At 68.9% G+C, this 12557-nt stretch carries 10 protein-coding genes, 1 pseudogene and 1 riboswitch; of the genes and pseudogenes, 4 read left to right on the forward strand and 7 right to left on the reverse strand.

Annotation, left to right across the window (positions count from 1 at the left end):
- Positions 1-3: 3 nt before the first annotated feature.
- The 4 genes from glcE to ACN5W5_RS15815 all read right to left on the reverse strand — a co-directional run bounded on the left by glcE (position 4) and on the right by ACN5W5_RS15815 (position 3462).
- The gene (gene glcE / locus ACN5W5_RS15800) at positions 4-1128 is read right to left on the reverse strand and encodes a glycolate oxidase subunit GlcE (RefSeq protein WP_420049446.1); all 1125 of its coding nucleotides are present in this window, start codon (positions 1126-1128) and stop codon (positions 4-6) included.
- Positions 1129-1216: 88 nt separating this feature from the next.
- Positions 1217-1474, reverse strand: a complete 258-nt coding sequence (locus ACN5W5_RS15805; RefSeq protein ID WP_420049447.1) for a hypothetical protein — start codon at positions 1472-1474, stop codon at positions 1217-1219.
- A 164-nt stretch (positions 1475-1638) separates the two neighbouring features.
- On the reverse strand, positions 1639-3093 hold the full coding sequence (locus tag ACN5W5_RS15810) for an ammonium transporter (protein WP_420049448.1): 1455 nt from the start codon (positions 3091-3093) through the stop codon (positions 1639-1641).
- A 30-nt stretch (positions 3094-3123) separates the two neighbouring features.
- Complete coding sequence (locus tag ACN5W5_RS15815) at positions 3124-3462, reverse strand: P-II family nitrogen regulator (protein ID WP_177136805.1); 339 nt, start codon at positions 3460-3462, stop codon at positions 3124-3126.
- Positions 3463-3858: 396 nt separating this feature from the next.
- Here ACN5W5_RS15815 and ACN5W5_RS15820 point away from each other — a divergent pair, with 396 nt between their 5' ends.
- Genes ACN5W5_RS15820 through ACN5W5_RS15835 form a run of 4 tightly spaced genes read left to right on the forward strand, consistent with a single transcriptional unit; the run spans position 3859 to position 8695 of the window.
- Positions 3859-5415 (forward strand): YifB family Mg chelatase-like AAA ATPase, encoded by a 1557-nt coding sequence (locus ACN5W5_RS15820; protein WP_420049449.1) that lies wholly within the window; start codon positions 3859-3861, stop codon positions 5413-5415.
- A 57-nt stretch (positions 5416-5472) separates the two neighbouring features.
- On the forward strand, positions 5473-7362 hold the full coding sequence (locus ACN5W5_RS15825; protein WP_420049450.1) for a pyruvate kinase: 1890 nt from the start codon (positions 5473-5475) through the stop codon (positions 7360-7362).
- A 52-nt stretch (positions 7363-7414) separates the two neighbouring features.
- Positions 7415-7690 carry a DUF2164 domain-containing protein gene (locus ACN5W5_RS15830; RefSeq protein WP_420049451.1) on the forward strand — a complete coding sequence of 92 codons (276 nt, stop codon included), beginning with the start codon at positions 7415-7417 and terminating at the stop codon, positions 7688-7690.
- Between the two features lie 42 nt (positions 7691-7732).
- Positions 7733-8695 (forward strand): D-hexose-6-phosphate mutarotase, encoded by a 963-nt coding sequence (locus tag ACN5W5_RS15835; protein WP_420049452.1) that lies wholly within the window; start codon positions 7733-7735, stop codon positions 8693-8695.
- Here ACN5W5_RS15835 and ACN5W5_RS15840 read toward each other — a convergent pair.
- From ACN5W5_RS15840 to metH, 3 genes and pseudogenes are all read right to left on the reverse strand, one after another.
- Positions 8646-9350 (reverse strand): hypothetical protein, encoded by a 705-nt coding sequence (locus ACN5W5_RS15840; RefSeq protein ID WP_420049665.1) that lies wholly within the window; start codon positions 9348-9350, stop codon positions 8646-8648. The genes ACN5W5_RS15835 and ACN5W5_RS15840 overlap by 50 nt on opposite strands.
- Before the next feature lie 12 nt (positions 9351-9362).
- Positions 9363-9539: pseudogene (locus tag ACN5W5_RS15845) on the reverse strand (DUF7577 domain-containing protein); the annotation flags it as partial.
- A gap of 137 nt (positions 9540-9676) precedes the next feature.
- On the reverse strand, positions 9677-12409 hold the full coding sequence (gene metH / locus ACN5W5_RS15850; protein WP_420049453.1) for a methionine synthase: 2733 nt from the start codon (positions 12407-12409) through the stop codon (positions 9677-9679).
- A gap of 24 nt (positions 12410-12433) precedes the next feature.
- Positions 12434-12553, reverse strand: a riboswitch (S-adenosyl-L-homocysteine riboswitch).
- Positions 12554-12557: the final 4 nt, after the last annotated feature.

A 12557-nucleotide genomic window follows, 5' to 3' on the forward strand; every position in this document is an offset into this window, starting at 1 on the left:
GGGTCAGCCCATCCGGCCGGGGTTGAAGATGCCTGCCGGATCGAACTCGGCGCGCAGGCGTTGCGTGATGGTGTCGATGACGGCTGTCTGGCGGTCAAAGCGCGGCACGCCGGGGGCGCCATCGGCGCCGGCGCGGAACAGCGTCGCGTGGCCGTTCACCGCCGCGGCGGCGCTGCGGATCTCTGCCGCCGCCGACGCAGGCGCCCAGAGCCAGCGCTGCGCGCCGTGCCACTCGATCAGTTGCGCAAAGGGCAGCGAAATGACCGGTGCGGTCTGCGGCACCGAGAGGCGCCACAGGCAGAGATCGGGTGCGGGCGCGTTGAAGAACGGCAAGGTCTGGTCCCGGCAGGCGGCCCAGTCGGGTCCTGTCTCGGCGTTGTCCATGCGCCGGCCGCCGGCCTCGCGCGACAGCCGCTCGCAGGCGGACTCCACCGCGGCCACGGCGCCACGCAGGCGCAGGAACAGCAGTTCGGGTGCCTCGGCCTGGGTCTGGTCCGTCACCCAGCAGCTGGCGTTCAAAGGCAGCGGCTGGCCACCCCAGCGGTGCAGCTGTTCCAGCGCGTCGTGCTGGCCCAGCGAGAACACGAGCGTGGCTTCGGCCGGCGCCAACGGCAGCACCTTGAGCGAGATGTCGGTGAGGATGCCGAGCGTGCCCATCGAGCCGGCCAGAACGCGGCTGACGTCGTAACCGGCCACGTTTTTCATCACCTGGCCGCCGAAGGTGAGCCACTCGCCGCGGCCGTCGATGAACTGCACGCCGAGCACGTAGTCGCGCACACCGCCGGCACTGGCGCGCGCTGGGCCGGCCAGGCCGGCGGCGACCGCGCCTCCGATGGTGGACGCGGGGCCAAAGCGTGGTGGTTCGAACGGCAGGCACTGGCCCTGTTCGGCGAGTGCCGCTTCCAGGTCGACCAGCGGCGTGCCGGCCCGCACCGTCACCACCAGCTCGCTCGGCTCGTGGCTCACGATGCCGGCCCACCCGCTGGTGGACACGGGCTCACCCGCGACGGGCTGCCCGTAAAAGGCCTTGGTGTCGCCACCGATGATGCGCAGGGGCCGGCGCGCAGACGCGGCGGCGCGCACCTGGTCGATCAACTGGCGGGGGGGGTCGGTGGGGCTGTAACTCATGGCCGCCATCGTAGCGGCCACACCGAAGCGGGTTTTGATTTTTTTGCACGCGAGGCTGCAAATGCGGCGCAAGGACCCGGCAGGGCGACTACCGCGTGTGCCCGAGGCACATGCCCGCGTTGGGCCGGCCCTTGCACTCGCGTTTGAGGCGTTTTTCCCGCGCCGCGGGTTTCTCGCTGGAGGGCGCGTCGATGAAGCTGACCTTGCTGGGCGCCTTCTGGCCACCCGTGCTCCCTGGGGCCTGGCCCGTCGCGGCGAGCGCGATGGACGTGATCGCCGTCAATGCAAAAACAAGGGATCCGGCCGCGATCCGACCGGTCCACCCGCGTGACAGTGCCTGGGACATGGTTTCCTCCTGATGTTGTGGTGTCCTGCCACGATGATACGGAGCAAAACGAAAAAAACCCCGCGTGCCTTGCGGCAGCACGGGGTCAACATCCAAAGGAGACTCTGGGTTACAACGCGGTGGCGACGGTTGGTGAACCTGGTCGCGCGCCGCGCTGGAACCGTTTAGCGGTTGTAGGCGGTTTCGCCGTGGGACGTGATGTCCAGACCTTCGCGTTCGGACTCTTCCGAGACGCGCAGACCCATGATCAGGTCGACAATCTTGTAGGCAATGAAGGCCACGACGGCGGACCACACGATGGTGATGACCACGCCTTCGGCCTGGATCAGCAGCTGGCTGGCGATGGAGTAGTCGTCGCCCTTGACGCCGCCGAGCGAGCCGGCCGAGAACACGCCGGTCAGCAAGGCACCGACGATGCCGCCGACGCCGTGCACACCGAACACGTCGAGCGAGTCGTCCGCACCGAGCATCTTCTTGAGGCCCGAGACACCCCACAGGCACAGGAAGCCGGCCACCAGACCGATGATGATGGCGCCCATGGGGCCCACGGTACCGCAAGCGGGGGTGATGGCGACCAGACCAGCAACCGCACCGGACGCAGCGCCCAGCATAGAGGCCTTGCCCTTGCCCAGGGTCTCACCCACGCACCAGGCCAGCACGGCGGCGGCGGTGGCGAACAGGGTGTTGATGAAGGCGAGCGTCGTGCCGCCGTTGGCTTCCAGGTTGGAGCCGGCGTTGAAGCCGAACCAGCCCACCCACAGCAGCGAGGCACCGACCATGGTCAGCGTCAGGCTGTGAGGCGCCATCGATTCCTTGCCGTAGCCGATGCGCTTGCCCAGCACGTAGGCACCGACCAGACCGGCCATGGCGGCGTTGATGTGCACCACGGTGCCGCCGGCGAAGTCCAGCGCGCCCTTGTCGAACAGGTAACCACCAGCACCCCAGACCATGTGGGCGATCGGGATGTAGCTGAACGTGAACCAGATGGCGCAGAACAGCAGCACGGCGCCGAACTTGATGCGCTCGGCGAACGAACCCACGATCAGCGCGCAGGTGATGCCGGCGAAGGTGCACTGGAAGGCGATGAAGATGTACTCGGGGATCATCACGCCAGCGGTGAACGTGGCGGCGAGCGAGTCGGGCGTGATGCCCTTCAGGAACACCTTGTCGAGGTTGCCGAAGATCAGGCCCTCACCACCGAAAGCCAGGCTGTAACCGTAGACGGCCCACAGCACGGAGATCAGCGAGAAGACGACCATCACCTGCATCAGCACCGACAGCATGTTCTTGCTGCGCACCAGGCCGCCGTAGAACAGGGCCAGGCCGGGCACGACCATCAGCAGCACGAGGATGGTGGAGATCATCATCCAGGTCACGTCGCCCTTGTCGACGGTTTCCTTGACGGCCTCTTCAGCGGGTGCCGCTTCAGCAGCAGCAGGGGCTTCAACAGCCGGTGCCTCGGCAGCGGGTGCTGCGGCCGGCGCGTCGGCAGCGGGTGCCGCATCGGCGGCCGGTGCTGCGACAGCGGCCGGCGCTTCGGTCGTGGTCTGGGCCACGGCGTTCAGGCCACCAAAAGCCAGTCCAACGCCCAACAACAGGGTTGCAAGTAGTTTTTTCATGTTCGTGATCTTTCTTGTGCAGGGCGTTGATCAGAGCGCTTCTTTGCCGGTTTCACCGGTGCGGATGCGAACCACCTGTTCGAGGTCGGTGACGAAAATCTTGCCGTCGCCGATCTTGCCGGTGCGTGCGGCGCCTTCGATCGCTTCGATCACGCGGTCCACGAGGCCGTCGTCCACGGCGGCTTCGATCTTCACTTTGGGCAGGAAGTCGACCACGTACTCCGCGCCGCGGTACAGCTCGGTGTGGCCCTTCTGGCGGCCGAAGCCCTTGACTTCGGTGACGGTGATGCCTTGCACGCCCATGCTGGAAAGCGCTTCGCGCACTTCGTCCAGCTTGAACGGCTTGATGATGGCTGAAACCATTTTCATGCTGTGATTCCTCTTCTAGTACGTGGTGCTCACGCCGTGAGGCATGCACCGGGGCTGACACGGGCAGTGCTGGCCACGAGGGCTGACACCACTTTGGATGCGGACTGTTTCATGGCAGCGCCATGGTCTTGATTCAATCGCTTACACCCCCAAGCACGGACCGTGCCAACCGAGCTCCGATCGGATCGTGCCGCGGCACACCGCGCTGTCGTGAAAACACCGCGCAACGCCAGCCTGGTGGCCGGCGGATCGGCGGCCTGTGCCATGATGAGCGCGCTCGTGCCGACAGGGGTGGCTGTCACCACCGAACCCAGGCACCAAAGTTGTGCATCGAAGTTCCAACGCCCGGAGAGGCGCTTCAGGACGGACATGCACCGAAACAGGGAGGAAATTCAGATGAGTCTGTCATTGGTGCACAGCCGTGCGCTGCTGGGCCTGGAAGCCCGTCCGGTGCAGGTGGAAGTCCACCTCGCCAACGGCCTGCCCAGCTTCACGCTGGTGGGTCTGGCCGACACGGAGGTCAAGGAAGCGCGCGAGCGCGTGCGTTCGGCCATCGCCAACGCCGGGCTCGAATTCCCCAGCAACAAGCGCATCACCGTCAACCTCGCCCCGGCCGATCTGCCCAAGGACTCGGGCCGCTTCGACCTGCCGATCGCGCTCGGCATCCTCGCCGCCAACGGTCAGATCAACGCCGCCCGGCTGGCGGGCTGGGAGTTTGCGGGCGAACTCTCGCTGGGCGGCGAGCTGCGCCCGGTGCGCGGCGCCCTGGCGATGAGCCTGGCGCTGCACCGCGACGCCAACGCCGCGACGGCCGCACCCTCCCGGCTGGTGCTGCCGCCGGGCAGCGCCGAAGAAGCCGCGCTGGTGCCGCAGGCGCAGGTGTACCGCGCCCGCCACCTGCTGGACGTGGTGGCGCGGTTCCTGCCCGATGGCGCAGCGGGCGGCGAGGCGCCCCCCGACGACGGCGGCTGGGTGCGCCTGGCTCCGACGCAGATCGGTCAGACCCCGGCCTACGCCGATCTCGCCGAAGTGAAGGGCCAGGCCGCGGCCAAACGCGCGCTGGAGATCGCGGCGGCCGGCGGACACAGCGTCCTGATGGTCGGGCCGCCTGGCTCGGGCAAGAGCATGCTGGCCCAGCGCTTCGCCGGCCTGCTGCCTCCCATGAGCGCGTCGGAAGCGCTCGAATCCGCTGCGGTGGCGTCGCTCGCCGGGCGCTTTCGTCTGGACCACTGGGGGCAGCGCCCCACCTGCGCACCGCACCACACGGCGAGCGCCGTGGCGCTGGTGGGCGGGGGCTCGCCACCGCGGCCGGGCGAAATTTCGCTGGCACACCACGGCGTGCTCTTCCTCGATGAACTGCCCGAGTACCCCCGGGCCGCCCTGGAGGCGCTGCGCGAACCGCTGGAAAGCGGCCACATCCGCATCTCGCGCGCGGCCATGCAGAGCGACTTTCCGGCGCGCTTCCAGCTGGTCGCCGCCATGAACCCCTGTCCCTGCGGCTTTCTGGGCCACCCCACCCGCGCCTGCCGCGACACACCCGACCAGATCTCGCGCTACCAGGGCAAGCTCAGCGGCCCGTTGCTGGACCGCATCGATCTGCACGTCGAGGTGCCCGCCCTGCCGCCGAACGACCTGCTGCACGGCGTGGCGGGCGAGCCGAGCGACGCCGTGCGCGAACGCGTGGTGGCAGCGCGCGAGCGCGCCCAGGTCCGGCAGGGCTGCACCAACCAGGCGCTGGCCGGCCAGGCACTGGACCAGCACATCCTGGCCGATGCCGCGGCCCTCAAGTTCCTCAACACCGCCGCCGCCCGCCTGGGCTGGAGCGCGCGCAGCACCCACCGCGCGCTGCGCGTGGCGCGCACCATCGCCGACCTCGCCGAGGCGGACACGGTGGGTGTGGGGCATGTCGCCGAGGCGGTGCAGTACCGGCGGGCCCTGCGGCAGAACGGGTGATCCGCGTTGCGTCCCGCGGCGTCATGTCTTTGACATGACGTTGACATACAAAGGGGCATGCTCGTCGATCACACCTCCGCCCGTTCCACGCCGCCGTCCGCCAGCGACCACCCCTGGAACACGGACGTGTGCCTGGCGCTGATTCAGCGCTTGTGGGCGCTGAGAAAGTCGATGCTGGCCGCCGAACACCGCTACGCCCAGGCCATCGAGCGGGCGGGCGCCCACCAGCGGGACAGCGCGCGCAATCTGGTGCATTTCCTGGCGATGCGGGCCACCGATCTGCGCGGCCTGCAAAACCAGCTGGCCTGGCTGGGGGTGTCGTCGCTGGGCCGCTCGGAGTCCCATGTGCTGGCCAATGTGGACAAGGTGCTGGGCATCCTGCACCGGCTCACCGGACAAGCCTGGCAAGAACTTTCCCCGGAAGAGCCCGCGGGCAGCGTCACAGGGCCGCTCCTGCTGCAACGCCACACCGACATGCTGCTGGGCCCCGCCGTGCGCGATCGCCACGTGCGCATCATGGTGACCCTGCCCAGCGAAGCGGCGACCGACCCGGCCCTGGTGCGCCGGCTCGTGCAGGCGGGCATGGACGTGGCCCGCATCAACTGCGCGCACGACGACGCCACCGCCTGGAAGGCCATGGCCCGGCTGGTCCGTCGCGCGGCCAAGCGGGCGCAGCGCGACATCCAGATCCTCATGGACCTGGGTGGCCCGAAGATCCGCACCGGAGCCATCGCGCCGCGTGCCCCGGTGCTCAAGCTCAAGCCGGTCCGCGACGAGCTGGGTTTCGCGGTCCAGGCCGCGCGCCTGCGCCTCGTCCACGATGGCGCGGCCCCCGCGCTGCCGGACACCGACGCGCAGGTGGTGGTGGACCCCGACTGGCTGGCCCGTCTGCGCGTGGGCACGCAGATCCACCTGACCGACGCGCGCGGCAAGAAGCGGCGCTGGCTGGTGGTGGCGTGCGATGCAGACGGCGTGGTCGCCGAGTGCCTGGAGACCTGCTACCTGACGCCGGACACCGCGCTCACCTGCAAAAGCCCGCGCGGTCACAAGCTGCACACGGTGTATCCCGAGGGCATTCCCGCCTTGCCGGGTGCCCTTCGCCTGCACCAGGGCGACCGGGTCCAGCTGGATGGCGAAGCGCCGGAACACGCCGGATCGGGCGATGCCGCCATCCCGCGCATACCCTGCACCTTGCCGCAGGTCTTCGGCCAGGTGCGGGTCGGTGAACGGGTCTGGTTTGACGACGGTCGCATCGGCGGCGTGGTGCGCCGCGCATCGTCGCGCGGGCTGGAGGTGGAGATCGTCCAGGCCCGCGCGGGCGGCGAACAGCTGATGGCCGACAAGGGCATCAACTTTCCCGACAGCCAGCTGGCCCTGCCCGCGCTGACGGACAAGGACCTGGAAGACCTGCAGACGGTGGCCCTGGTCGCCGACCTGGTCGGCCTGTCGTTCGCCCAGCAACCGGACGACGTTCACCAGCTGCTGCAGGCGCTGCAGCAGCTGCGGGCCACCCAGGTGGGCGTGATCCTGAAGATCGAAACCCTGCAGGGCTTCGAGAACCTGCCCGAGCTGCTGCTGGCCGCCATGGCCGCGCCCAGCGCGGGGGTGATGATCGCGCGCGGCGACCTGGCCGTGGAGTGCGGCTACGAACGCCTCGCCGAGGTGCAGGAAGAAATGCTCTGGTGTGCGGAGGCCGCGCACATGCCCGTCATCTGGGCCACCCAGGTGCTGGAGACCCTGGCCAAGACCGGCGTGCCCTCGCGCGCGGAGATCTCCGATGCCAGCATGGGCGTGCGCGCCGAGTGCGTGATGCTGAACAAAGGGCCTTACATTGCAGAGGCCATCCACATGCTGGACGACATCCTGCGGCGGATGGCCGGTCACCAGACCAAGAAGACCCCCCTGCTCCGGGCCCTGCGGGCCTGGGAGCCCGAAGACGCTGCATGAACCACCCGGCGCCGGGCGCAGGGGCATCCCACCCGCATTTCCAGGCCCGGCCATGACCATCGAACTCTCCAAAGAAGCCCGCCAGCAGGCGATCAGCTCCATCGAGCGCTATTTCCGCGAACACATGGACGAGCCCATCGGCAACGTGGCCGCGGGTGGCTTGCTGAACTTCTTCCTGAAAGAGATCGGCCCCTGTGTCTACAACCGGGCCGTGTCCGATGCCCAGGAGCGCATGCTGGCGCGCGTGCAGGAGCTGGACATCGACGTGCACGAGGACGAATTCGGTTACTGGAAGGCCGCCGTCCGCCCCACGGGCCGCCGCACCTGAGACGGCACCGACCCACTTCGGACGGCCCGCTACAGTCGGGACATGGACGCACCCGACACCGCCCTTCTCGACACCCTGAACGCCCGGCACGGGCTGCCCGGCCAGCTGCGCTTTGCCGCCGGGCCGGGCGGCCTGCCTTTCGTGCAGATCCACAACGGGCACGCCGAGGCGCAGGTGTCGGTGTATGGCGGCCAGGTGTTGCGGTTCCGGCCGCGCGATGCCATCAGCGACCTGCTGTTCGTGAGCCAGCAGGCCACGTACCAGGCCGGCAAGGCGATCCGGGGCGGCGTGCCGGTGTGCTGGCCCTGGTTCGGCGCCGACCCGCAAGCGCTGGGGCGGCCCAACCACGGGTTCGCGCGCACGCGCCTGTGGTCGGTGGCCAGCACGGCGGCCCTGCCGGATGGCGCCACCCGCCTCACCCTGGCGCTGACGGACACACCCGACACACGCGCCGTCTGGCCCCACGCCTTTGAGCTGACACTGGAGATCACGGTGGGCGCCGCGCTGCGGCTGTCGCTGAGCACGCGCAACACGGGCGAGGCACCCTTCGCCCTCACGCAGGCGCTGCACACCTACCTCGCGGTGAGCGATGTAGCGCAAACCACGGTGGGCGGTCTCGACGGCTGCAACTACCTGGACAAGGCCGCTGGCGCCCACGGTGCGATCACACAGCAGCGCGGCGCGGTGCGCTTCGCGGGCGAAGTGGACCGCATCTACACCGGCGCACCCGCCGAACTGGACATCGTGGATGGCGCTTCAGGCCACACGCTGCGCATCAGCGCCGAGGGCAGCCGCACCGCCGTGGTGTGGAACCCGGGGGCGGCGCTGGCGGCCGGCATGGCCGACCTGGCGGACGGCGACCACCGGCGCTTTGTCTGCGTGGAAACCGCCAACGCGGCGGACGAGGTGGTGACGCTGTCGCCCGGCGGCGAGCACCGGCTGGTGGCCGAAATGTTCACTGTGCCGACGCGCTTCGGCGGGCCTCTTCCATCTCACGGAACCTGACGCAGGTCGGGTCGCGGGCAAACGACGCTTTGCCGCACTCGCGCAGGCGGCACAGGTCCCGGGTGAAAAAGTTGCTGCTGCCGGCGCAGGCGAGTTCCACCGTGGCGGCCGGCGCCGCGGGCGCCACGGGCGGCGCGGCGGCTCCGGTTGTTGCCACCGCTGGCGTCGCCGCCGGGGCGGCCGAAGCCGCTGCCGTTGCCGCCGCCGTGGCTTCGGCGCGGCGCCTGGCCAGCTCGGCGCGCCGGTGCTGCTCCGCCGCCGCGGCCGCGCGCTGTTGCTCCAGCGCGGCGGTGCGTGCCCGGTCCTCGCGCTCCAGGCGCTCCAGCGACAGCCGCAGGCGCTCGGCCTCCGAGAGGTGCGCCGCGTCGCCGGGCGCCGGCAAGGTGTCGGCGTGGTCCACCGTGACGAACCCTGTGGGGGCTGCCTGGGTCTGTTCCGGCGCCAGCGCCGCGGGTCCATTCGCTGGCGCGGGTGCGGTGGCCTCGGGCGTGGCGGCCTGCGATGCCGACCCGCTGGTGTGGCTCAGTTTCCACCAGGTCCCGGCGCCCGCGAGCACCAGCACCAGCCCCCAGAGCACCACCTTCCGTGTTGCGGCGCCCGCCGCCGGCAACGCCGGCATCGAACGGTGCGACGCAGAAGCGGGCAACAGGGGCACGCCGCAAGCCTGGCAAAACCGGGCGCTGGCCGGGTTGTTCTCCTGACAGGCCGGACAGACGGGCTTCGATGACCGGTCACGCCTGCGCGCCGCGTGGGGCACGGCAACCGGTGCCAGGGGCGCAGTGCATCCCCGGCAAAACTTTGCCCTGTCCCGGTTCTCCGCACCGCACGCCTGACACACCACCATGATTCATCCACCCACTGAAACTCTAGGCGCTTTCTAGCATGGCGTGCGACAGGGGCACAACACGCCAGCGCGCCAGCGGGTGAATCACTGGCGTGGGCGGTTGGTCGGCGCCCGGAAAAGGCGCCCGGGCGGGGTGCTCAGAGGTTGGTGCCGAGCCAGCGCTTGAGCTCGCCCTCGGCCACGCCGCTGCGTTGCGCCAGGTCCCGCACCTGGTCTTCGCCCAGCTTGCCGACGTTGAAGTAGGTGCTGTCGGGGTGGCTCAGGTAGAAGCCGCTCACGCTGGCGGCCGGCGTCATGGCGAGGCTTTCGGTCAGGGCCATGCCGATCTCGTCGGCCTGCAGCAGCGCGAACATGGCGCGCTTGACCGAATGGTCCGGGCAGGCCGGGTAACCGGGCGCGGGGCGGATGCCCTGGTACTGCTCCTTGATCAGCGCTTCGGTGCCGAGCGCTTCGTCGGCCGCGTAGCCCCAGAGGTCGGTGCGCACGCGGTGGTGCAGGCACTCGGCGAAGGACTCGGCCAAGCGGTCGGCCAGCGCCTTGAACAGGATGGCGTTGTAGTCGTCGTGCGCATCGAGGAACTGCTTTTCCTTCTTCTCCGCGCCCAGGCCGGCGGTGACGGCGAACAGGCCCACGTAGTCATCGGCCACACCCTTGGGCGCCACGAAATCGGCCAGGCAGCGGCTCGGGCGCATCACGCCGTCCACTTCCTGCTTCTCTGTCTGCTGGCGCAGGCCGTGCCAGGTGAGCGCGACCTGGCTGCGGGTCTCGTCGGTGTAGAGCTCTATGTCGTCGTCGTGGACCGTGTTCGCCGGGTAGAGCCCGATCACGCCGTTGGCCGACAACCAGCGGCCTTCGATGATCTTCTTCAACATGGCCTGCGCGTCGGCAAACACCTTGCGCGCCTGCTCGCCCACGACCTCGTCCTGCAGGATGGCGGGGTACGGGCCGGCGAGGTCCCAGGTCTGGAAGAACGGCGCCCAGTCGATGTACTTCGCGATCTCGGCGAGGTCGAAGTTCTTGAACTGGCGCTTGCCGATGAACTTGGGCTGGGTGGGTTTGAAGCTGGCCCAGTCGATCGGCGTCTTGTTGGCGCGCGCCTGGGCCAGCGGCCACAGCGTGACCTGCTTCTTGTTGGCGTGCTGGGTGCGCACCTTGTTGTAATCGGCGTTGAGTTCGGCGATGTAGGTCGCGGCCTGGTCGCTCAGCAGGCCCTGCGCCACGCTCACGCTGCGCGAGGCGTCGGGCACGTAGACCACCGGGCCGCTGTAGTGCGGCGCGATCTTCACGGCGGTGTGCACGCGGCTGCAGGTGGCGCCGCCGATCAGCAGCGGGATCTGCTTCTCGCGGAAGTGGGCGTCCTTCTCCATCTCGCTGGCCACGTACTGCATCTCCTCCAGGCTGGGCGTGATCAGGCCCGACAGGCCCACGATGTCGGCGCCCTCTTCTTTCGCCTTGGCCAGCACCTCGTGGCAGGGCACCATCACGCCCATGTTCACGACCTCGAAGTTGTTGCACTGGAGCACGACGGTGACGATGTTCTTGCCGATGTCGTGCACGTCGCCCTTGACGGTGGCGATGACGATCTTGCCCTTGGTCTTCACGTCCTGCCCGGCGGCGGCCTGGGCCAGCTTCTCGGCCTCGATGTAGGGCAGCAGGTGGGCCACGGCCTGCTTCATCACGCGCGCGCTCTTCACTACCTGCGGCAGGAACATCTTGCCCTGGCCGAACAGATCGCCAACGACGTTCATGCCGTCCATCAGCGGGCCTTCGATCACGTTGAGCGGACGGCCGCCCTCGGCTTCGATCTGGCGCCACATCTCTTCGGTGTCTTCGCTGATGAACTCGTTCATGCCGCGCACCAGCGCGTGGCTCAGGCGCTCGCGGATCGGCAGCGCGCGCCACTCGTTTTTCTTGCTGTCGTCCTTGGCCGCGCCCTTGGCGTTTTCGGCCACTTCCACCAGCCGTTCGCCCGCATCGGGCCGGCGGTTCAGGACCACGTCTTCCACGCGCTCGCGCAGCTCGGGCTCCAGCTCGTCGTACACGCCCACCATGCCGGCGTTGACGATGCCCATGTCCATGCCGGCTTTGATCGCGTGGTACAGGAACACGGTGTGGATCGCCTCGCGCACCGGATCGTTGCCGCGGAAGCTGAACGACACGTTGCTCACACCGCCGCTGACCTTGGCGCCCGGCAGGTGCTGCTTGATCCAGCGCGTGGCGTTGATGAAATCAACCGCGTAGTTGTTGTGCTCTTCGATGCCGGTGGCGATGGCGAAGATGTTGGGGTCGAAGATGATGTCTTCCGGCGGAAAACCCACCTCGTCCACCAGGATGCGGTAGGCGCGCTCGCAGATCTCGATCTTGCGTTCGTAGGTGTCGGCCTGGCCCTTTTCGTCGAAGGCCATCACCACGGCGGCCGCGCCGTAGCGCTTGACCAGACCGGCCTGGCGCTTGAACTCGTCCACGCCCTCTTTCATGCTGATCGAGTTGACCACGCCCTTGCCCTGCACGCAGCGCAGGCCGGCCTCGATCACCTCCCACTTGGAGCTGTCCACCATCACCGGCACGCGCGCGATGTCGGGCTCGCCGGCGATCAGGTTCAGGAACTTCACCATCGCCGCCTTGCTGTCGAGCATGGCCTCGTCCATGTTGATGTCGATCACCTGCGCGCCGTTCTCCACCTGCTGGCGCGCCACGGCCAGCGCCTGCTCGTACTCGCCGTTCAGGATCATGCGGGCGAAGGCCTTGGAGCCGGTGACGTTGGTGCGCTCGCCCACGTTGACGAACAGGCTGCCCTCGCCGATGCGCAGCGGCTCCAGGCCGGACAGCAGCATGGGGGGAACGGGTACGGAAGAAATCACGTCGGACATGGGGCTCACCAGAAAGGGTTCTGAAACTGGTGAGCGCCGTTGGGGCCGGTCTGGCCGGCGGGGCGATGAAAGCCCGGACTCTCAAGCCTGACACCGGCCCCGACACAAGCGCGTCGGGGTGGCGCTGCAGCGCTCCTTGAGAGTCCGC

The organism is Hydrogenophaga sp. ZJX-1, from assembly GCF_048590325.1.
Taxonomy (GTDB): domain Bacteria; phylum Pseudomonadota; class Gammaproteobacteria; order Burkholderiales; family Burkholderiaceae_C; genus Hydrogenophaga.

Bases quoted from the DNA above. Each gene is read 5' to 3' on its own strand.
- ACN5W5_RS15815 (WP_177136805.1), bottom strand. From the start codon at position 3,462: ATGAAAATGGTTTCAGCCATCATCAAGCCGTTCAAGCTGGACGAAGTG.
- ACN5W5_RS15835 (WP_420049452.1), top strand. From the start codon at position 7,733: ATGGACGCACCCGACACCGCCCTTCTCGACACCCTGAACGCCCGGCAC.
- ACN5W5_RS15805 (WP_420049447.1), bottom strand. From the start codon at position 1,474: ATGTCCCAGGCACTGTCACGCGGGTGGACCGGTCGGATCGCGGCCGGA.
- ACN5W5_RS15820 (WP_420049449.1), top strand. From the start codon at position 3,859: ATGAGTCTGTCATTGGTGCACAGCCGTGCGCTGCTGGGCCTGGAAGCC.
- ACN5W5_RS15810 (WP_420049448.1), bottom strand. From the start codon at position 3,093: ATGAAAAAACTACTTGCAACCCTGTTGTTGGGCGTTGGACTGGCTTTT.
- glcE (WP_420049446.1), bottom strand. From the start codon at position 1,128: ATGAGTTACAGCCCCACCGACCCCCCCCGCCAGTTGATCGACCAGGTG.
- ACN5W5_RS15825 (WP_420049450.1), top strand. From the start codon at position 5,473: ATGCTCGTCGATCACACCTCCGCCCGTTCCACGCCGCCGTCCGCCAGC.
- ACN5W5_RS15830 (WP_420049451.1), top strand. From the start codon at position 7,415: ATGACCATCGAACTCTCCAAAGAAGCCCGCCAGCAGGCGATCAGCTCC.
- metH (WP_420049453.1), bottom strand. From the start codon at position 12,409: ATGTCCGACGTGATTTCTTCCGTACCCGTTCCCCCCATGCTGCTGTCC.